The 20,210-nt window shown below is 69.8% G+C and carries 20 protein-coding genes; 8 read left to right on the top strand and 12 right to left on the bottom strand.

Going from position 1 to position 20,210, the window contains the following annotated elements:
• Positions 1-4 precede the first annotated feature (4 nt).
• Positions 5-1,585: a sugar ABC transporter ATP-binding protein gene (locus tag HKK74_RS29105; protein ID WP_187246573.1), complete on the top strand. Its 1,581-nt coding sequence runs from the start codon at positions 5-7 to the stop codon at positions 1,583-1,585.
• Positions 1,582-2,625 carry an ABC transporter permease gene (locus HKK74_RS29100; protein WP_187246572.1) on the top strand — a complete coding sequence of 348 codons (1,044 nt, stop codon included), beginning with the start codon at positions 1,582-1,584 and terminating at the stop codon, positions 2,623-2,625. Before HKK74_RS29105 ends, HKK74_RS29100 begins: the two co-directional genes overlap by 4 nt.
• Positions 2,626-2,751: 126 nt before the next feature.
• Here the strand turns inward: HKK74_RS29100 and HKK74_RS41065 are convergent, their stop codons facing one another.
• Together HKK74_RS41065 and HKK74_RS29095 are read right to left on the bottom strand one after the other, a co-directional pair.
• Positions 2,752-2,880, bottom strand: coding sequence for an MFS transporter small subunit (locus tag HKK74_RS41065; RefSeq protein WP_281398070.1), 129 nt, complete (start codon positions 2,878-2,880; stop codon positions 2,752-2,754).
• Positions 2,877-4,211 (bottom strand): OFA family MFS transporter, encoded by a 1,335-nt coding sequence (locus tag HKK74_RS29095; RefSeq protein WP_246492096.1) that lies wholly within the window; start codon positions 4,209-4,211, stop codon positions 2,877-2,879. The genes HKK74_RS41065 and HKK74_RS29095 overlap by 4 nt, the downstream gene beginning before the upstream one ends.
• Positions 4,212-4,425: 214 nt before the next feature.
• Between HKK74_RS29095 and HKK74_RS40335 the strand changes: the two genes are divergently transcribed.
• Both HKK74_RS40335 and HKK74_RS29085 read left to right on the top strand, forming a co-directional pair.
• On the top strand, positions 4,426-4,638 hold the full coding sequence (locus HKK74_RS40335) for a helix-turn-helix domain-containing protein (protein ID WP_246492095.1): 213 nt from the start codon (positions 4,426-4,428) through the stop codon (positions 4,636-4,638).
• Positions 4,635-7,838, top strand: a complete 3,204-nt coding sequence (locus tag HKK74_RS29085; protein WP_187246571.1) for an ATP-binding protein — start codon at positions 4,635-4,637, stop codon at positions 7,836-7,838. The genes HKK74_RS40335 and HKK74_RS29085 overlap by 4 nt, the downstream gene beginning before the upstream one ends.
• Positions 7,839-7,919: 81 nt before the next feature.
• On the opposite strand, the gene HKK74_RS29080 is transcribed toward HKK74_RS29085, so the two are convergent.
• From HKK74_RS29080 to HKK74_RS29070, 3 genes are read right to left on the bottom strand one after another with little or no spacing between them, the layout of a single operon-like run.
• Entirely contained in the window at positions 7,920-8,777 is an 858-nt protein-coding gene (locus HKK74_RS29080; protein ID WP_187246570.1) for an ABC transporter permease, read from the bottom strand.
• Positions 8,774-9,817, bottom strand: a complete 1,044-nt coding sequence (locus tag HKK74_RS29075) for an efflux ABC transporter ATPase subunit, DrrA-related (protein WP_187246569.1) — start codon at positions 9,815-9,817, stop codon at positions 8,774-8,776. The genes HKK74_RS29080 and HKK74_RS29075 overlap by 4 nt, the downstream gene beginning before the upstream one ends.
• A 25-nt stretch (positions 9,818-9,842) precedes the next feature.
• The gene (locus tag HKK74_RS29070) at positions 9,843-10,427 is read right to left on the bottom strand and encodes an NADPH-dependent FMN reductase (RefSeq protein WP_187246568.1); all 585 of its coding nucleotides are present in this window, start codon (positions 10,425-10,427) and stop codon (positions 9,843-9,845) included.
• Between the two features lie 111 nt (positions 10,428-10,538).
• Here HKK74_RS29070 and HKK74_RS29065 point away from each other — a divergent pair, with 111 nt between their 5' ends.
• Entirely contained in the window at positions 10,539-10,916 is a 378-nt protein-coding gene (locus tag HKK74_RS29065) for a signal peptidase I (RefSeq protein WP_187246567.1), read from the top strand.
• Positions 10,917-10,981: 65 nt separating this feature from the next.
• Here HKK74_RS29065 and HKK74_RS29060 read toward each other — a convergent pair whose 3' ends face one another.
• Positions 10,982-11,461 (bottom strand): MarR family winged helix-turn-helix transcriptional regulator, encoded by a 480-nt coding sequence (locus tag HKK74_RS29060; RefSeq protein WP_187246566.1) that lies wholly within the window; start codon positions 11,459-11,461, stop codon positions 10,982-10,984.
• A gap of 82 nt (positions 11,462-11,543) precedes the next feature.
• Here HKK74_RS29060 and HKK74_RS29055 point away from each other — a divergent pair, with 82 nt between their 5' ends.
• A complete protein-coding gene (locus HKK74_RS29055; RefSeq protein WP_187246617.1) occupies positions 11,544-12,104 on the top strand; it encodes a YceI family protein in 561 nt (186 codons plus the stop codon).
• 149 nt (positions 12,105-12,253) lie between these two features.
• On the opposite strand, the gene HKK74_RS29050 is transcribed toward HKK74_RS29055, so the two are convergent.
• From HKK74_RS29050 to HKK74_RS29030, 5 genes are all read right to left on the bottom strand, one after another.
• A complete protein-coding gene (locus HKK74_RS29050; RefSeq protein WP_187246565.1) occupies positions 12,254-13,183 on the bottom strand; it encodes a dihydrodipicolinate synthase family protein in 930 nt (309 codons plus the stop codon).
• Positions 13,184-13,413: 230 nt separating this feature from the next.
• Complete coding sequence (locus HKK74_RS29045; protein WP_187246564.1) at positions 13,414-14,181, bottom strand: sulfite exporter TauE/SafE family protein; 768 nt, start codon at positions 14,179-14,181, stop codon at positions 13,414-13,416.
• A gap of 190 nt (positions 14,182-14,371) precedes the next feature.
• Complete coding sequence (locus HKK74_RS29040) at positions 14,372-15,658, bottom strand: ArsB/NhaD family transporter (protein WP_187246563.1); 1,287 nt, start codon at positions 15,656-15,658, stop codon at positions 14,372-14,374.
• Between the two features lie 239 nt (positions 15,659-15,897).
• Positions 15,898-16,356, bottom strand: coding sequence for a CBS domain-containing protein (locus HKK74_RS29035; protein ID WP_187246562.1), 459 nt, complete (start codon positions 16,354-16,356; stop codon positions 15,898-15,900).
• A 169-nt stretch (positions 16,357-16,525) separates the two neighbouring features.
• Entirely contained in the window at positions 16,526-17,131 is a 606-nt protein-coding gene (locus HKK74_RS29030) for an SPFH domain-containing protein (RefSeq protein ID WP_187246561.1), read from the bottom strand.
• Positions 17,132-17,351: 220 nt separating this feature from the next.
• Between HKK74_RS29030 and HKK74_RS29025 the strand changes: the two genes are divergently transcribed.
• Both HKK74_RS29025 and HKK74_RS29020 read left to right on the top strand, forming a co-directional pair.
• Complete coding sequence (locus tag HKK74_RS29025; protein ID WP_312881890.1) at positions 17,352-18,317, top strand: HAMP domain-containing sensor histidine kinase; 966 nt, start codon at positions 17,352-17,354, stop codon at positions 18,315-18,317.
• 5 nt (positions 18,318-18,322) lie between these two features.
• Entirely contained in the window at positions 18,323-18,979 is a 657-nt protein-coding gene (locus HKK74_RS29020; RefSeq protein WP_187246559.1) for a response regulator, read from the top strand.
• Positions 18,980-19,016: 37 nt separating this feature from the next.
• Here HKK74_RS29020 and HKK74_RS29015 read toward each other — a convergent pair whose 3' ends face one another.
• Positions 19,017-20,054 (bottom strand): helix-turn-helix transcriptional regulator, encoded by a 1,038-nt coding sequence (locus tag HKK74_RS29015; protein ID WP_187246558.1) that lies wholly within the window; start codon positions 20,052-20,054, stop codon positions 19,017-19,019.
• Positions 20,055-20,210 lie beyond the last annotated feature (156 nt).

Raw genomic sequence — 20,210 nt, 5'->3', positions numbered from 1 at the left:
GCCCGTGCCGACGTCCCAGACGGCGGCTCCGGGCACCGACGCGCCGGAGGTCCCGCCGGTACTGACCCTCCGCAAGATCAGCAAGAGGTACGGCGCGGTGCGCGCGCTCGACGGCGTCGACCTGGATCTCCATCCGGGGTCCGTGCACTGCCTCGCCGGTGAGAACGGCGCGGGCAAGTCGACGCTGATCAAGGTCCTCACCGGCGCCGTGTCGCGTGACAGCGGTGACTACGAGATCGACGGCGATCAGGTACGCCGCAACGTCACCCCCGCCGAATCCCGTGGCTTCGGGGTCGGCGTCGTCTACCAGGAGCTCAGCCTGCTGCCGCAGCTCACGGTGGCCGACAACCTGTGCATGGGTGCGTTCCCGTCGCGTGCCGGGGTCGTGGACCGGCGTCGCCAGCGAAAGGCGGCGGCGGCGATGCTGGACCGGGTGGGCCTCGCCGGCCTGGATCTGGACCTGCCCGTGGCCGCGCTGCCCACCGCGACCCGGCAACTCGTCGAGATCGCCCGGGTCCTCGCCAACGACGCCAAGGTCGTCGTCTTCGACGAGCCCACCACGGCCCTGTCCGCGGAGGAGGCCGAGGCGCTGCTCGCCCGGATCTCCACCCTGCGGTCGGACGGCGTCGCCGTCCTGTACGTGACCCACCGGCTGGAGGAGATCTTCGCCATCGGAGACACGGTCACGGTGCTGCGCGACGGCGCCCACGTGCTCACCAGCCCGGTGGCCGAGTTCGACGAGGACTCCCTCATCGCGGCGATGGTCGGCCGGGAGATCTCCAATCTCTATCCGGGGCAGCGCAGCGACCCGGGGGAGCCGCGCCTGGAGGTCCGCGGCCTGCGCCCGCCGGGCTTCCCGGAACCCGCCGACCTGTCCGTACGGGCCGGTGAGATCGTCGGTCTCGCCGGGTTGCTGGGCTCGGGCCGCAGTGAACTGCTGCGGGCGGTGTTCGGCGCCGATCCGGTCGGCGGCGGAGAGGTGCTCGTGGACGGGCGGCCCGTTCCGCCCGGGTCGACCCGGGCGGCCGCACGCCGCGGCATCGGGCTGCTGACCGAGGACCGCAAGGAGTCGGGGCTGCTGCCCGAGCTGAGCATCGAGGAGAACATCGCGATCGCCGGCTGGCGGACGGCGGGCTCCCGTGGCCTCGTGAACCGCACCCGGTTGCGGCGGCACGTGGAGGCCGCGGCGGACGGGTTGCGGCTGCGCTTCGGGGAGTGGTCCGACCCGGTGTCGTCGCTGTCCGGCGGCAACCAGCAGAAGGTGCTGATCGCCCGCTGGCGGGCGCTCGACGCCAAGGTCCTGCTGCTCGACGAGCCCACCAAGGGCGTGGACGTCGGCGCGAAGGCCGACATCTACCGCATCGTCGCCGACCTGGCAGCGGCCGGTCTCGCGATCGTCGTGGTCTCGTCCTACCTGCCCGAGCTGCTGGGCCTGTGCGACCGCGTGGTCGTGGTCAAGGAAAGACGCCTCGTCGCCGAGCTCACCGCCGCCGAGGCGACCGAAGAGGAGGTGCTCCGCCTGGCCAGCCCCAGCGGCGGCGCCGCGTCCGTGCCGGAAGAAGTGAACCCCGTGGAGCACCGATGACCGAAGTCACCACCGCACCGCCGAGCAAGCGCCGCGGCCGCGATCCGCGTCCCGAGCCCGGTGCCGACGAGATCCTCGGGCTCGGACAGATCTTCAGCAGGGGACTCGGCGGGATCCCCGTCCTGCTGGTGCTCGCGTTCACGCTGAGCCTGACCACCGACACCTTCCTCACCGGTACCAACCTCGACAACCTCGGCCGCCAGGTCTCCATCTACGCCATCCTCGGCGCGGCACAGCTCCTGGTGATCATCACCGCGGGCATCGACCTGTCGGTCGGATCGGTGGTGGGCATCGCCGGAGTCGTCGCGGCCAAGGCGGTGTTCGAGACCACCGGTGGGCTGCCGATCGTGTGGGCGGTGCTGCTCGCGCTGGCCGTCGGCGCACTCGCCGGGCTGATCAACGGCGTGCTCGTCGCCGTCGTACGGTTGCCGCCGTTCATCGTGACCCTCGGGATGATGGGGATCGCGCGCGGCGCGACCCTCCTGATCACCGACGGCCGCACCGTACAGCCGCTGCCTGAGGGCTTCTCCCGGCTCGCCGGCGGATCGGTGTTCGGGATCGCCAACCTGACCTGGGTGATGCTGATCGTCACGGTCGCCGTCGCGTTCTTCCTACGCCGTACGGTGTGGGGTCGTTATCTGTACGCGGTCGGCTCCAACGCCGAGTCGGCGCGGCTGACCGGCGTTCCGGTCCGCGCCGTGCAGATCAGCGCCTACACGCTGAGCGGGCTGCTCGCGGCCCTCGCCGGGCTGTTGCTCGCGTCCCGGCTCGGCAACGGCGTGCCGACCGCCGGCACCGGATACGAGCTTCAGGCCATCGCGGCCTGCGTGATCGGCGGCGCCAGTCTCTTCGGTGCCCGCGGCACCGCCCTCGGCGCGCTCGTCGGAGCCCTCATCGTCGGCACGCTCGACAACGGCGGCACGCTACTCGGCATCGACCCGTTCTGGCTCCAGATCCTCACGGGTGTGCTGATCCTCGTGGCGGTCGCCTCCGAGCACCTGCAGAAGCTGCGGGCACGAGGCCGCGCTCCCAGTTCATAAAAGACCGCGAGACAGGTGTGCCCGGTGGCCCCGCCCGAGGTCACCGGGCACACCCATTGATCCGCTGCTCGCTCCAGACCCGGGCCGGTCGCCTGCCCGGGAACCCCGATTCGTGACGAGCTGTGCTCAGCCGGTGAACAGCTGCGTCACCTTGCGGATGAGTTCGTACCCGCCGTAGGCGAAGGGGAGGCCGACCCACAGCCAGGCGACCACCTTCAGTGGAATGTGGTCGGCCCGCTCCTGCTCTTTGGTCACTGTCCGTCTCCCTTCCCGGCGGCCGACGTCGTCGGCTGCACCGTCTCTTGCTCTCGCACCGACTCCGGAGGCTCGTGGTACTTCGAGTTCACCGGGCGTACGAGTTCGTTCGCGATGAATCCGATCGCCAGCAAACAGATCATGATGTACATCGACAGGGTGTACAGGGCGGGACCGGTCTTCCCGGCCTCCTCCTGCGCGTCGGCCACCCCGTTGATGATCAGCGGTCCAAGCACGCCCGCCAACGACCACGCGGTCAGCAGCCGACCGTGGATGGCACCGACCTGGAAGGTTCCGAACAGGTCCTTCAGGTAGGCGGGGATCGTGGCGAACCCGCCGCCGTAGAACGACAGGATCAGCATCGCGCAGACGATGAACAGCGGCTTCGAGGCGTCCTTGCTCAGCGCGATGGTGAGGTACAGCAGAGCGCCGAAGCCGAGGTAGACGCGGTAGATGTTCTTGCGGCCGATGATGTCCGACGTGGACGACCAGGTGATCCGTCCCAGCATGTTGCACAGCGACAGCAGCGCGACGAACCCCGCGGCCGCGCTCGCGGCGACCGGGGTCGAGGTGTCGGCGAAGAAGCTCGTGATCATCGGGGCGGCCTTCTCCAGGATCCCGATGCCCGCGGTCACGTTCATGCACAGCACCACCCACAGGCACCAGAACTGGGGCGTGCGGATCGCGCTGTTCGCCGAGACGTTGGCCGTGGTGACCAGCGGCCGGGCGGCGACGTCCGCCGGGGTCCACCCGGCGGGGCGCCAGTCGGGCGCGGGAACACGTACGAGCAGGACGCCGAACGACATGAAGACGGCGTAGACCACACCGTGCACGAGGAAGGTCTGCGCGACACCGCCGGTGTCGGTTCCGAAGGACTCGAGCATCTGTGCCGACCACGGCGAGGCGATGAGCGCGCCTCCGCCGAATCCCATGATGGCGATGCCGGTCGCCATGCCGGGCCGGTCGGGGAACCATTTGATCAGGGTCGACACCGGGGAGATGTAACCGATGCCGAGCCCGATTCCGCCGACGAAGCCGTACCCGAACACGACGAGCCAGTACTGCTCGAGGAACATGCCGAGCGAGGCGAGCAGGAATCCCGAGGAGAAGCACGTCATAGAGACGAACATGGCCCAGCGCGGGCCCTTGCGTTCGACCGTGGTGCCGCCGAAGGCGGCGGACAGCCCGAGCATCACGATGGCGATCTGGAACGGCAACGCGCTCGCGGTTCCCGACAGGTCCAGCGAGGATTCGAGCGGGGGTTTGAACACGCTCCACGCGTAGGCCTGACCGATCGCCAGGTGGACTGACAACGCGGCCGGGGGGATCAACCAGCGGCTCCACGTGGGCGGAGCCACGATTCGGGATTTATCCAGAAAATGCAGGCCCGCTGTGCTCAAGCCGGTCACCTCCACAGGAACCAACGACCGACCTGAGACGGTATACGGTATCCGACCGGACCGAAAGACCTGATAGCGCCCGAGTCGGCACGGTGCCTGCCGGTTCTGGTATCGCCGTTCTGTCGTAGTCCATCCTTAAGGTGGGATGGTGTGGCTTCGTTACTCCTTCCGGTTGGATCCGACGCCTGGTCAGCGCATTGCACGGTCGCGGGCGTTCGGGTGTGCGCGGACGAAGAAGCCATCGAGATGCCGCATGAACCCGAGCGGCACGGGCGAGAGTCCCCGGGCTTCAGCCAGGGGAGCGCGTCGACTTCGCACTGCCACGTCCACCCACGGAGAGGCGGCAGGCCGGAAATGACACCCGCGCTCATCGGGCGTGACCATCCCGCCGGCGTGCTGCGCGCCGAGATCGCCCGGGTGGCCGACAGCCACGGTGGCCTGGTTCTCGTCACGGGTGAGGCGGGGATCGGCAAGACCACGCTCGTGACCGGTGCGGTGGACGAGGCCCGGCGGCTCGGCGCCCTGGTCGTCAGCGGTTCGTGCTGGGACTCCGAGAGCGCGCCCGGCTACTGGCCGTGGGTGCAGGTGATCAGAGGCCTGCGCCGCGGCGCCACCCCCGAAGAGTGGGCGGCGGCCGAGTCGGCCGCGGGCGGCGGCCTGGCCGTGATGCTCGGAGAGTCGTCGAACGCCGAGGCGGTCGAGGCGTTCCAGCTGTACGACGCGGTGACGAGCGCGCTGGTGTCGGTCTCGCAGAGCCGGCCGGTCGTGGTCGTGCTCGACGACCTGCACTGGGCGGACGCCGCGTCGGTGCGGCTGCTGGAGTTCGCGGCCCGGCACACCTGGTTCGAGCGGCTGCTCCTGGTGGGCACCTACCGCGATGTCGAGGTCGAGTTGGCCGAGCATCCACTGCGGCCGCTGATGCTGTCACTGGTGGCGAAGGCGACGACGGTGACGCTGACCGGCCTCGACCGCGACGAGGTCGGCGCGCTGATGCTCCGTACGGCCGGGGACGAACCCGATGCGGACCTCGTCACCGAGGTGCACCGCCGCACCGGTGGCAACCCGTTCTTCGTCGAGCAGACGGCCCGGCTCTGGCGCAGCGGAGGTTCGGTCACCGCGATCGCGCCGGGTGTGCGCGACGCCGTACAGCGGCGGCTGTCACTACTGCCGGTACCGGTGGCCCGGCTGTTGACCGTCGCGGCCGTGCTCGGCCGCGAGTTCCATCGCCAGGTGCTCGCGGCCGGCGCCTCGGCACCCGTACCGCAGGTGGACCGGCTGCTCGATCAGGCCGTGGCCGCCCGGCTCGTGGTGACGCTCGGAGCCGGGCGGTTCGGCTTCGCGCATGATCTGGTTCGCGAAACGCTCTACGACTCACTCGACGAGGCCGAGGCGCGCCGATATCACGCCGCCGTCGTCCGCGCCCTCGACCGCTCGTCGGCCCTCGCCGAGAACGTCCTGCCGGCCGAGATCGCCCGCCATGCCCATCTCGCCGGTGCCGACCTCGACCCCGCCCGTGCGGTGGTCCACCTGGAGGCCGCGGCGCACGACGCCGGCCGCCGGCTCGCCTTCGAGGAGGCCATCGGGCACTACCGGCGGGCACTCGATCGCGCCGACGCCGTGGAACCTCGTAAACGGGTCGTGATCACACTCAACCTCGGCCATGAGCTGCATCACAGCGGCGATCGCGAGGGAGCCTGGGCGGCCTTCGAGGATGCCGTCTCCCTGGCCGGCGAGTCCGGCGACCCCGACGCGCTGACGCGGGTGGCGCTGGTCCTGTATGGGTACCAGCACCTCGGGGCCGACCGGGACCTCGTGCGAACCGGCCTCCTGCGCAGGGCGCACAGCGAACTCGTACTCGGGGGCGCGACACCCGACCACCGGCTGCCGATCGACCGTGTCGCGCAGGAGCTCGCCGTCCACGCGGCGGGCCTCGCGCGGAGCGCGGGCGACGACGAGGCGCTGGCGTTCAGCCTGTGGAGCCGCCATGACATCATCTGGGGGCCCGGCACCGCCGCGGAGCGGGAGCAGCTCACCGATGAGATGGCCGAGCTCGCCCGCCGGAGTTCCGACCACGACATGGAGCACCACGCCATGTCACTGCGGTGGGTGGCGCTGCTGGAGCAGGGCGACCCCCGTTACCTCGACCAGTTCCACGCGTTCGTGGCCCTGGCCGAACGCGACGTCCTCCCGCGCTTCAAGCTGGCCGCGGCCATCGACCAGAGCATCATCACCTCCCTGCTGGGCCGCTTCGCCGACGCGGAGGCCCTGCTCGACGAGGCGGTGGTGCTGTGCCGGGTCGAACACGACATGTTCTCGGAGATGACGAACCATCTGCGCTGGGCGCTCTGGCTCCAGCAGGGCCGCTTCGACGAGCTGGAGGCGCTGCACCGGTCACTCGGCGATAACGGGCTGCCCTACCCGCACCTGCTGAAGGGCATCACGGCCGTTCACACGGGGAACCTCGACGTCGCGCTTCGGCACTACGAGGAGCGGGCGGACGCCGACGAGCCCTACCCCTCCTACAGCATGCCGCTGTGGCTGAGGTTCCAGGCACAGGTCGCGGCCGCGTCACGCAGACCCGAACTCTGCGAACGCGCCCGCGCGGACCTCGCCCCGTACGCGGGGCAATGGGCCCTGTCGGTGTTCGGATGCGACATCAGCGGTCCGATGGACCTGTGGACGGCGCTCGTCGACGCCGCCCAGGAGCGCTGGGACGACGCGATCGACGGATTCACCGCCGCCTACCGGTCGGCCGACCGGCTCCAGGCCCGGCCCTGGTCGATCGAGGCCCGAAGCCGCCTTGCCGAGGCACTGATCGGCCGTGGCTCCGCCGCCGACGTGGCCGCGGCCGCCGGGCTGCTGGACGAGGTCGAGCGCGAGGCGGCCGAGATCGGCATGCGGCACATCGCCGAACGGGTACGGGGGGCGCGTGCCGGTATCGACCCCGTCACCGCGGACGGCGATCGCCCCGGTGGGTTCGGGGGCGGCGAGTCCGGGGCAGGCGAGTCCGTATTCGATGAGTTCCGGTTCGACGGGCAGGTCTGGTCGCTCGGGTTCGGTGGCCGCACGGTCCATATGCCCGACGCCAAGGGTCTGCGCGATCTGCATTTCCTGCTCGGGCGGCCGGGCATGGACGTTCCGGCCGTCCAGCTGCTCAGCCCCGAAGGCGGTGCGATCGTGGTCGCGGCCCGGCGCATGGGGGGCGACGCCATGCTCGACGACGAAGCCAAGGCGCAGTACCGCCGCCGCCTCACCCGGCTGGACGAGGAGATCGACCGGGCCGTCGAGCTCGGCGATGACCGGCGGGCGGCGGAGTACGACCGGGAGCGCGAGGCGCTGCTGCAGGAACTGCGCGCCGCCGCGGGGCTGGCCGGGCGCACCCGCCGGCTCGGTGACGAGGCCGAGCGCGCCCGCAAGACGGTCACCGCGCGGATTCGCGACACGCTGCGCAAGCTCGACCGGCATCACCCCGAACTCGCCGCGCACCTGCGCGCCACGGTCTCGACCGGGGCGACGTGCGGTTACCGGCCGGACGGCGAGACCACCTGGCGGCTCTGAGCCGCCAGGTGGTCTCGTTGCGGAGGGACGGTCCCGCTCCGCTCATCGCTGCCGTACCGGCTCACTCGCGGTGGCGCGGGTTCACTTGCGGTTGTACAGGCGCATCGTGAGCGTCCCGAAGATCGCGATGAGCGCCGCACCCGACGCCACCACCCAGACGAGCGCCGTCGTGTCGGGGTCCCCGGCCATCTGACCGCGTACGGCGGCGACGAGGTGGGTGATGGGGTTGACGTCGACGAACGCCTGGAGCCAGCCGGGCATGGTGTCGGGCTGGACGAGGATGTTGCTCAGGAAGGTGAGGGGGAACAGCACCATCATGCTGACGCCCATCACCGACTTGTCACTGCGGAGCAGCAGGCCGAACATCGTCCACACCCACGAGAAGGCGAACGAGAAGGCCACGAGCAGCGCCATGCCGGTGAGGACTCCGATGGGCCCGCCGTCCGGACGGAAGCCGAGGATCAGTCCGACGATCAGGATGGTCGTCGCGGCCATGGTGTAGCGGAAGGCGTCGCCGAGCAGGTAGCCGACCATGGGGGCGGGCCGCCAGATCGGCAGGGTGCGGAAGCGGTCGAAGACGCCCTTCTCGATGTCGGTGTTGACGGCGAGGCCGGTGTACATGGTCGTCATGACCACGCTCATGACCATGATTCCCGGCAGCAGGAACTGCACGTACTCACTGACCGACCCGGCGAGCGCGCCACCGAACAGGAACGTGAACATCAACGTCATGATGATGGGGAAGGCGGTGACGTCGAACAGCTGCTCGGGGACATGCTTGATCTTGAGCATGGCCCGCCAGCCGAAGGTCAGCGACGCCGAGAACGCGGAGGGGCGCGGTGGCCGCTCCCCGAGCGCCAGGACGGCGCCGAGGCTCTCCGCCGACGGTGTGTAGGCGGCGGCGGCCGGGGCCTCTGTGGTCGTGGTGGCGGTGCTCATGCCACGGTCTCCTTGTCGGTGGCGGCCGGCTCGAGGGTCTCGGCGGCGGTGTGCGGGTCAGTGGTCCGGTCGGTGAGGGCGAGGAAGACCTCGTCGAGGCTGGGCTGGCCGAGGGAGAAATCGTCGACGGTGATGCCGTGGCGGGCGAGTTCGGCGAGCGCGTGTGAGGCCTGCTCGGCCGCAGCGCGGTCGGTCTCGTCGCCTGACACGCGGGCGGTGAGGGCGACCGGGTCGGCCTCGAGCTGCACGGGTGCCGCGAGCGCCCGTCCGAGTGTCCGGGTGAGGACCTGTTCGGCCTCGGCCCGCCGCTCCGCGTCGCGGAGCCGTACGTGCACCGAACCGGCGCCGACCGAGGACTTCAGCTCGCCGGGGGTGCCCTCGGCGATGACCTTGCCGTGGTCGATGACGGCGATCCGGCCGGCGAGTCGGTCGGCCTCGTCGAGGTACTGGGTGGTCAGCAGCACGGTGGTGCCGTGCGCGACGACCAGCCGGATGATCTCCCACACCTGGTTGCGGCTGCGCGGGTCCAGGCCGGTGGTGGGCTCGTCGAGGAACAGCAGGTCGGGGGTGTTCAGGATGCTGGCGGCGATGTCGATCCGGCGGCGCATCCCGCCGGAGTACTTCTTGATCTGGCGATCGGCCGCATCGGTCAGCCCGAACGCCTCCAGCAGAGCCGCCGCCCGCTCTCGCGCCGCTGGTTTGGTGTGGCCCAGCAGCCGCGCCAGCAGCACGAGGTTCTCGGTGCCGGTCAGGTCCTCGTCCACCGACGCGTACTGCCCGGTCAGGCTGACCCGGCCGCGGACCGCGTCGGCATCGCGGACGACGTCACGACCGAAGACCCGTGCCTCGCCCGCGTCCGGCCGCAGCAGCGTCGCCAGCATCCGGACGACGGTGGTCTTCCCCGCGCCGTTCGGGCCGAGCAACCCGTACACCGTCCCCGCGCGTACGGTCAGGTCGACACCGGCGACGGCCTGCGTCTTCCCGAATGTCTTCACCAGCCCCGACGTCTCTATCGCCAGGCCGGAGGTCTCTCTGCTCATCATCTGTCTCCATCACGTCAAAGGTCTAGGACACGTACGGACGCGCGGCGCGACCGTCGCGCAGCGCGAGACCCCACCAGGTGAGCTGGTCGAGCAGCGATTCGACCTGCAGCCCGAGGCCTTCCGCGTCTCGTGACCGGTGGGTCTCCTCGAAACCGCCGTCCAGGAGGTCGATGCTCACGTTGCTGCGCATCATCGCCGTGTGGAGCTCGCCGAAGACCGTACGCAGGTGCTCCATGGCGTACAACCCCTCGGACCGGTAGCCGTAGGCGACGATGCCGACCGGCTTGGCCCGCCATTCGTCGTAGGCGTAATCGATCGCCTGCTTCAGCGACGCGGGGAAGCTGCGGTTGTACACCGGCGTGACGATGACGAAGGCCTCCGCCACGCCGATCCGGGCGGTGAGATCCAGCATCTGCTCCGTCGGCTCGCACGGGTAGTGGAACGGGAACTCGAAGTCGGCGAGGTCGATTGTGGTCGGCTCGATCTCGGCGCGCCGCCGGATCCGGGCCATCAGCCAGCGGCCTACGGAATCACCGACCCGTCCTTCACGAGTGCTGCCGATGATGACCGCGACGTGCAAGGCCGCCGCGGCTCCTGTCTGGATCATCGGGCGCCTCCTGTGGCTCTCAGCGGTCACCCCGAAGGCGCGAGAGCGAGCCCGGCGCCCGCCAGATCAGATCTAGCGACCCCCTCCGCGGCTGCTGCTAGCGTCGGGCCGATGGTCGAGAACGTTTACGTGGGCAAGGCCGCCGTGGACGCCGCCGGCGATCGCGGTTGGCTGCTCGGGCACTTCAAGCAGGTCGGCGATATCCGGCACAGCGATGAGCTGGAGATCAAATGGGGCGTGCATCCGCCCGGCGACCGGCGTGCCGAGTGGGCCACAGGGGAGAAACGCACCGCCCTGCTGGTGCTGATCAGCGGCCGGTTCCGGGTGGAGCTGCCCGGCCGGAGCGTGCTTCTGACCGAGCAGGGCGACTACGTGATCTGGGGCCCCGGTGTCGATCACACCTGGTACGCCGAAGCGGAATCCGTGGTCATGACCGTCCGCTGGCCGTCCATTCCCGGCTACGCCGTACCGGATCCGCGGCATCGTTGAGTCGTGGCGTGTCGGGGTCCCCGGGTGATCCTTGACCCCGACACGCCACGACTCGATGAAGGCGGTCATGTCGTACGGGTCGGCGGAGTGTTCTCTTGCAGGCGGGTCAGCACCCGTTCGGCGATGGTGTGCAGGGTGTCGACCTGTTCGGCGGTGAGCTGGTCGAAGAGCAGGTCGCGAACGGTCTCGACATGCTGGGGGGCGGCCTGTTCGATGGCCTGACGGCCGGCCGGGGTGAGTACCACGAAGGCGCCGCGGGCGTCCTCGGGGCATTCCTGGCGAGTGATGAGCCCGCGCCGCTGCATGCGCGTGAGATGGTGCGACAGCCGACTCTTCTCCCACTGCAACGCGCGGGCGAGTTGCAGTATGCGAACGCGCCCATCGGGGTGATCGGTGAGCTGGACCAGCACGTCGAAGTCGGCGAGCGAGAGCCCCGAGTCCTCCTGTAGCCGCCGGTGGAGTCTGGCGGTGAGCTGGGTGTGCATGGCCAGGTAGCTGCGCCAGGCACACTGCTGGCGCTCGTCGAGCCAGCGAGGGTCGGTCATGCATGCAGTTTAGGAAATAGTTGGCACGTCATCGACGTTCTCGCTAGCGTCTAGATGAATCATCAACTACCTGGAGGTCATGATGACTGCCACCACCACCGGCTACGCCCACCTCACCGGCGAATACACGATCGACGCCGCGCACACCCGGATCGGGTTCGTCGCCCGGCACGCGATGGTCACCAAGGTGCGGGGCGCGTTCAACGACTTCACCGGTACGGCGCAAATCGACGGCGCGAACCCGGACCGGTCCTCGGTGGAGGTGACGATCCAGGCGGCCAGCATCGACACCCGCAACGCCGACCGGGACGCGCACCTGCGCAGCAACGACTTCCTGCAGATGGACGACTACCCGCAGATCACCTTCCGCTCGACCAAGGTCGGCCAGTCGGGCGAGGACACCTTCGACGTCACCGGGGATCTCACGATCAAGGGCGTGACCCGGCAGGTCACCGTGCCGTTCACGTTCGAGGGGCAGGCCAAGGACCCCTTCGGCAACGCCCGGGTCGGCTTCGAGGGATCGGTCACGATCAGCCGCAAGGACTTCGACATCACCTGGAACGCGGCCCTGGAGACCGGCGGCGTACTGGTCAGCGACAAGGTCGTCCTGGAGTTCGAGATCTCCGCGATCAAGCAGGGCTGATCACCGGTTCGATCCGACCTGTCCGCCGCGGGTGCGAGTCGTGCGGATGTGGGTGATGCCGGACGACGCCGGCATCACCCCGATGGCCGATCGACGGGCGCGACCCGTCCGCCTCGTCCAGTCGACCATCACGTCGGGCGAGGCGTTGGTCAGGTGACGAACTCGGGCAGCCGGTCCTGTGCCACGGCTCGCAGCCTGCGTACGTCGGTGTCCGGCACACCCTGGTACGGCCATCGCATCCGGGTGCCCACCGCGGCCCAGTCGCCGATCGCCGCCAGGAGCTTGTCCAGCGCCGCGTTGCAGTAGCCGTACTGACGTTGGAGCGGCAGCACCTCGTTATCGAGGAACGTCCGCAACCGCGCCTCGAGCGCCTCGGCGGTCACATGGTCCGTCGTGATCTGTTCCCACCACCGCACGGCCGCCCGCGGGTGCAGACAGGCCACGTTGGAGTACGCGCCCGCCGCGCCGCGGCCGTACCCCGTGGCGAGATGGTGACCGGGTACGAACATCGCGACACGTTCGCTGACCGGCGCCATGGCGTCGTACCACGGCCCGTCGCCGTCGGCGACCTTGATGCCGACGATCTCGGGCACCGTGTCGAGCAGCCGCGCATGGTCCAAGGCGGTCAGGACTCGCTTGGCGTGGGGTGGGTTGTAGAGCACCAGCGGCACCGGCGCGGCCTCGTCGGCCATGCGGCGCAGGAAGGCCAAGGACTCCTGGTCACTGGGTGCGAACCAGTCCGGCAGGATCACCTGGATCGCGCCCGGCGACAGGTCCCTGGCCCGGCGCACCCGGCTGAGGGCCGTCTGCGGGCTCGAGTGTGCGGCGCCGATCTGGAACCTCATCCCCGCGCGCTCGCAGGCGTCCGCGACCACGGTGGACAGCCGGTCGAACTCCTCCTCGGTCTGCGCCCAGAATTCACCACTCGAGCCGTTGGTGTAGATGCCGTCGACCCCGGCGGCGACGAGTTCGCGGACCTGTTCGCTCAGCCGCTCCCAGTCGATGCGGTCGTCCTCGCCGATGGGCAGCAGCACCGTCGCCCATGTTCCGGTGAGGGTGCCCGCGGTCAGCGCTCGCACGGCGCCATGTCCGGCTGTGTCGCTTGCGTTCCGCCCGGCTTCAGACCGGCCATGGCCCTCATCCCACCTGTGTTCAGGATCCCTGTCTTCTCGGCAGTTTACGGCGTATCCGCCCGAAGTCGATCATCCTGGTGATCGTCCGGCCCGGCTCCACGACGGGAGCGTGAGCGATGCGCACCTCGGGGCGGACTCATGCCGGCCGCTCGCCTCAGTGGAGCAGTCGCTTCGCCTCAGTGGAGCAGCAGATGGACGATGGCGGCGGTACCGATCGTCACGATGAGGGTTCGTAGGACCGCGGGGCTGAAGCGGCGGCCTACCTTGGCCCCGATCTGGCCGCCGAGGGCGGAACCGGCCGCGATGAGTACGACGGCCGTCCAGTCGAAGTCCGCGACGAAGAGGAAGAAGAGCGCGGCGACGGCGTTGACGACGGCGACGAGCACGTTCTTGACGGCATTCAGCCGTTGCAGAGGCTCATCAAGGAGCATGCCCATCAGGGACATGTAGATGATTCCCTGCGCGGCGGCGAAGTAGCCGCCGTAGACGCTGGCGAGCGTCAGGCCGGTGAACAGCAGCGGGCCACCGTCGCGGCGCGGGGAGTCGCCGGTCGGTTCGCGGCGATGCCGCACGCTTCTGCCGATCAGGGGCTGGAGCACGACCAGGACGAGGGCGAGGCCGACCAGGGCCGGCACGATCACCTCGAACGCCGTGGCGGGCAGGGCCAGCAGGAGCGTGGCGCCCGCGAGGCCACCCAGCAGGGCGCCGGCGCTCAACTTCAGGATCCGCCCGCCCTGGCCGCCGAGTTCCCTTCGGTAGCCGACGGCTCCGCTGATGGAGCCGGGGATCACCCCGAGTGCGTTGGACACCGTGGCGGTGACGGGTGACAGGCCGACGGCGAGCAGAACGGGAAAGGTGATCAGGGTCCCGGAGCCGACGACGGCGTTGATGGCGCCGGCACTGACGCCCGCCGCGAACACGGCGAGCATCTCCCCGGGCGTCACACCGTGTCCTCGAGGGCTCCCGCCGCCCGGACCGGGGCGGGGGTGCGCCAGGCCGTCCGCCGGCCGGTGTCCCACGAGAGCGTCATGCGGCCGACGCTAGGCGGCGAACACTTCGGCGCTCACCGAAGTGTCCCGGCTCCGACGCCGTCCTTCACACGTGAAAGACGGCGCCGGAGCCTTCGACATGGCATCAGCTGAAATAGCGCAGCCAGACGTAGGCCCACGCGATCAGCGTGCTGAACGCGGTGACCACGATGCCGTACTTGGTGAACTGCCAGAAGCTGATGGGGTGCCCGGTGCGGGCCGCGATGCCGATGGCGACCACATTGGCGCTGGCCGCCACGGCGGTGCCGTTGCCGCCGAGATCGGCGCCCAGGGCGAAGGCCCACCACAGGGCCTGTTCCGTCTGCGGGTCGGGCACCTGCGCGGCCATTCCCTCGACGATGGGGGCCATCGTGGTGACGTAGGGGATGTTGTCGAAGAAGGCGCCCAGCACGCTCGAGCCGAACAGCAGCGCGGTCGCCGCGAAGAAGTGGTCGTCGCCGAGGGCGTCCACGACCCGGGTGCCTATGGCCGAGATGACACCCGTATGGGAGAGCCCGGCGACCATCGCGAACAGGCCCATGAAGAAGACCAGAGTCGTCCACTCCACCTCGCGCATGACGCCTGTCACGTCCGCACGGGAGACCAGCAGCATCACGCCGGCGCCCACGAGGGCGACGATGGAGGGTTCCACGTGCACCACGGAGTGCAGGCCGAACCCGGCGACGACGCCGGCGAGTACGCCCATGCACCTGGCGAGCAACCACGGGTCGGTGATGGCCCGCCGCTCTTGCAGCGCCATGACCGCGGCGACGTGGTCGGGGTTGTAGCGGAAGGCTTTGCGGAAGAGCACCCTGGTGAACAGCACGAACACCACGAAGATGACGATCACGACCGGTGCCATGTGGGCGAGGAAGTCGTTGAAGGTGAGCCCGGCGCGGCTGCCGATGATGATGTTGGGTGGGTCGCCGATGAGCGTCGCCGCGCCACCGATGTTCGAGGCGAGGACCTCGGCGATGAGGTACGGCTGGGCGGGGATGCGCAGCCGGTCGCAGACCATCACCGTGACCGGCGCGACCAGCATGATGGTGGTGACGTTGTCGAGGAACGGTGAGGCGATCGCGGTGATGATCATCAGCATGACCATGAGCCGGTACGGCTGCCCCCGCGATTTCTTGGCCGCCCAGATGGCGAGATAGTCGAAGAGCCCTGTCTGCTTGATGACCCCGACGATGATCATCATGCCCAGTAGCAGGAAGATGACGTTCCAGTCGATGCCCTCGTGCTCGGAGAAGAACACCTCCTTGCCGGGGATGAGCCCGAGGACCGCCATCGCACCGGCGGCGATGAGCACCACTTTGACCTTGTTCGCCTTCTCCGTGGCGATGAAGAAGAACGCCACGATGAAGATCGTGAAAGCAATGGCAGCGCTCACTGCTCACGCCCCGGTGGTCCGGCGCACATGGTGGCGGCCGGGTTCGCCCGGGTGAGGCATGAGCCGCCGGTCGTCCGGCCGGTCGGTGGTGGCGGGACACGCCGTGATGGCGTAGGGACGGGACAGCGGTACATGAGATGACCTCCGGACGATGTGTGCACTGCGGCGGTGGGGGCCCAGGGGGGCGTGGTTCAGCGGCACGCGTCCGGTCGTGCCGGCGGTGGGTCGCTGGGGCCGGTTCAGTCGCCGGGCGCGGCGATGGCCAGGCTGGTGAGCAGGCGCTCCAAGGTGATCGCTCCGGCGAGGACTCCGCTGCCGTCGACGACCGCGACGAGGGGGCTGCCCAGCCGGGTCATGAGCGCGGCCACTTCGAGCAAGGTCGCCTCGAGCGGTACGGTCACCGGCTTGGCCGGCCGGTGCGGTAGGCAGTCGCCCACAGTGAGGTCACCGAGTTCCTGCCAGAACCGGTCGGCGTAGGTCTCGTCGATCGTCCGGGCGAGCGCCGGATCCTCCTGGTAGGACCCCGGGACCGCCAGGCGCAGCACCTGGGTGCCCGAGAGCACCATCCGGGGGCGCATCCCGCCGTCCACGACGATCAACCCGGGTAGGCGGCCCACCACCATCACCCGCACTGCCTTGGTCACGGGGTCGGTCACGGTCACGGTCGGTACGTTGACGGCGATATCGCGTGCTTGCATTGCACCATTCCGGTTGGCGGGGCGACGGGCCGTCCTCGGCCGGGTCATGGCATATCTCCGGTGATCTCGGCGGGACCGTGCTCGAGCGCGGTGAGCCGGCCGGGAAGGGTTCGGCGGGTCAGGTCGCGGGTGCCTTCCTCATCCGAGCGGCGCACCACGCCTTCCGGGTTCACGATGTCCGCCCGACGCGCCTGGCGCGGTCGGCGAAGCCCTCGGCCCAGCGGATCAGGTCCGCCTGGAGCCGGAGCTGCACCCGGGAGAACTCGACGAGCGTGACCTCGACGCCCCACACGCGGGTGCGGCGGCTGATTCTGGCCGACAGCTCGCGCCGGTCGGCCTCCGACGGTTCCACCAGCTCCGCCAGGTCGCGTTCCGCGACGTATCCGCGGATCTCCGCCTCGGCCGCCGCGACCGTGGCCGAGACCGGCGGCTCCGGGTGGCGGACGTACGAGACCGGATCACTCACGGTCGCCAGTGCGGCGCCGTTGACGGTCACCTTCACGTCGTCACGCGTGACGGCTTCGAGCCAGAGGAGGTCGACGTAGTCCGTGCCCAGGGAAACGCGCACCCCACGATCGACGCCCGGCAACACGACGACCAGGCCGGGGCCCTGGACGGCGGCGAGCCGGCCGAAGCGGAACACCACCAGCCGCTCGCCTTCGGCGACGACCCGGAAGGCGCAGACCACGAACACGGCAAGGAGCAGACCCGTCGTGACGGCCAGGGTGAGAGCCGTGCTCCCGGCGAGCGGCGCGTGCGGACCTGTCGCGACCACGTGATCACCTCCCTCGTGCCCTGCGGTGCCTTCATCCAGTCTCGGCAGCGCCGGCCACCGCCACCATTGGGTCCAGCACCCATCTGACATGGGGTGGAAGGTGCAGGAGCGGGTGCGTAGTGGGGGTCACGCCGAATGGACAAAGGTGCCTGCCGGGGATGAGGCTGGTGTGATGAGAGACCGCGCCCGCAGAAGGGGTAAGCCGAGATCCGGGCCACGCGTGCACACCCCCGCGCAAGCGCTGTTCCGCCGGCTGTTCCTCATCAACGGGCTGGTGTTCACGGTCGGGACGCTGGCGCTCGCGGTCTCTCCCGCCACGGTGTCGTCGCCGGTCCTGCTCACCGAGGTGCCGATCCTGATAGTCGGACTGGCGATCATCCTCACCGCCAACGCGCTGTTGCTGCGCACGAGCCTCGCGCCGCTCGGAGCGCTGGCCACCCTGATGCAGCGAGTCGACCTGCTACGCACCGGAGACCGGCTCACCGACAGCGGCAACGGCGATCTCACCCACCTGATCGACACGTTCAACGCGATGCTGGACCGGCTTGAGGCGGAACGCAGCGCGAGCAGCGCGCACGCCCTGGCGGCGCAGGAGGGCGAACGGCAGCGCATCGCACGCGAACTGCACGACGAGATCGGCCAGAGCCTCACGGTGGTGCTCTTGGGCCTGAAGAGCGCGGTGGACCGCGCCCCAGATGATCTTCGCGAGGAACTGCAGGCAGTACAGGAGACGGTCCGCGGCAGTCTTGACGAGGTCGGCCAGGTGGCCCGCAGGCTGCGCCCCGGCGTGCTGGAGGATCTCGGCCTGCAGAGCGCGCTGAGTGCTCTCAGCAGCGACTTCTCGCGGCTCAGCGGGGTACCGGTCACCCGCAGGGCCGACCCCGACCTGCCCCACCTGAGCGCGGAGGCCGAACTCGTCCTCTACCGGATCGCGCAGGAGAGCCTTACCAATGTCACCAGGCACGCTCGCGCCACCCGGGTGACGCTGTCGCTCACCGCGGGAGCCGGCGATCTGACCCTGAGCATCACCGACGACGGGCGCGGAGGGGTGCTGCATGAGGGGGCCGGGATCCGCGGCATGCGCGAGCGCGCCCTTCTCATCGGGGCCCGCCTCACCATCGACGCCCCGCCCGGCGGCGGCACCGAGGTGCGCCTGGTCATACCCCACACGGCGAAGCGGAGCTGAACCCGGTGCACACATCTGAGACCCGGATCCTGCTGGCCGACGATCACACGCTGGTGCGCCGTGGGCTACGGCTGATCCTCGACGCCGAACCCGACCTCAGAGTGGTCGCGGAGGCGGCCGACGGCGCCGAGGCGGTCGAGGCGGCCTCGGCCGCTGAGATCGACCTGGCCATCCTCGACATCGCGATGCCCCGCATGACCGGCATCCAGGCGGCCCGCGAGATCTCCAGGCGCGAGCCCGGCATCCGCATCCTGATTCTGTCCATGTACGACAACGAGCAGTACTTCTTCGAATCGCTCAAGGCGGGCGCCTCGGGCTACGTGCTCAAGTCGGTCGCCGACCGCGACCTCCTGGAGGCGTGCCGGGCGGCGATGCGCGGCGAACCCTTCCTCTACCCCGGTGCGATCACCGCCCTCATCCGCGACTACCTCCAGCGCGACCGGCAGGGCGACCGCCTGCCGGAGAGCATCCTGACCCCTCGCGAAGAGGAGGTCGTCAAGCTGATCGCCGAGGGCAATTCCGCGAAGGAGATCGCCGAGATGCTCGTCATCAGCGTGAAGACCGTCGACCGGCACCGCGCGAACATCCTGCAGAAGCTCGGCATGCGCGATCGGCTCGAACTGACCCGCTACGCCATTCGCGCCGGCCTGGTCGAACCCTGAAGCCGGGCCCTCTCCGGCCGGGCGCCAAAGGCGCGTGTCAGTTCGTCCGGCCGTCCGCGTGCGGGAGATGATCGGGGTCGTCCAGCCATCCCTTCCGGGCGGCGATCAGCCCGGCCTGGAAGCGGGTGCGGGCACCGAGCCGATCCAGCAGGTCGTGCAGGCGGCGCTGCAGGGTCCGCGGGCTGACCCCGAGCTGACGGGCGATCGCGTCGTCCTTCATGCCCGCCGCCATGAGCGTGAGGATGTCGGCGTCGCTCGGCCTTGTTCCCGAAGGCGAGTCGACCTTCGTGAGCGTGAGAGGGGTGGCGGCCGTCCAGAGCACCTCGAACAGCGAGATGAGGGAGTCGAGCAGAGCGGACGGGCGGACGACGAGGGCGCTGTCCACCGCGGTGGCGCTCTCGGAGGTCAGCGGCAGCAGCGCGGTGTGCCGGTCGGCGATGGCGAGCTTGACGGGAACGTTCCCCACGCGTGCCTCTTCCCCCGCGGTGATCGCCCGTCGGGTGTGTTCGAAGGCGTACGGCTCGTCGAAGGCATGTGGGCCGTAGATGCCGCGCACGCGGGCTCCGCGCCGCATGACCGCCTCCTGCTGCTCGTCCGGTCGCGAGAAGTCGTTCGCGTACGGCGGGCGGACCAGGACGAGGAACTCCTCCCGTACCCCTTTTTGGAGCTGGAGGTATCGTGACGCGATCGCGGCCTTGCCGTTGACGATCTCCAGCAGTTCCTCGGGGTGTGGCCCGTCGAGAGTGGACATCTCGGCGGCGAGCAGCCCGATCGCGGCCCGGCTATGGGCGATCGCCTCTTGGCGCCGCGCCACCAGGCCTTCCACGGCGACGTGCGGCGGGGTGGCCAGGAGCCGCAGCGGGCGGCCCGGCAGGCGGGTCACCAGACCGAACTCCTCCAGCCGGGGAAGCATCCGCCGCAGTGCCGTCACCGAGGTACGGGCCACGGGGGCCAGCCCCGTGAGCGGTGTGGGGCCATGCCTCAGCAGAGCCCGGTAGGCGGCCTCCTCGGCGGCGCTGACGCCAAGACCGTCCAGCAGTGCTCCTGATTCGGCCACATCTCGCGAATCGGACATGTGGTCAACCTAGTTTGTTCAGCACTGAATCCGGAGTGCGTACTCGCTCGCCTGCTGATCGGCGGCCTCCTGCCATGGCGAGATCGCGCCAGCGGGAACGCTGGTCCTTGATCCCCGAGCCCACTAGAAACGGTGCAGGATCGTCTTACCCCCTGG

Origin of the sequence: Actinomadura alba, assembly GCF_014323705.1 — a bacterium.
Lineage (GTDB): Bacteria > Actinomycetota > Actinomycetes > Streptosporangiales > Streptosporangiaceae > Actinomadura_C > Actinomadura_C alba.
This window is presented reverse-complemented; position numbering and strand designations above follow the sequence as displayed.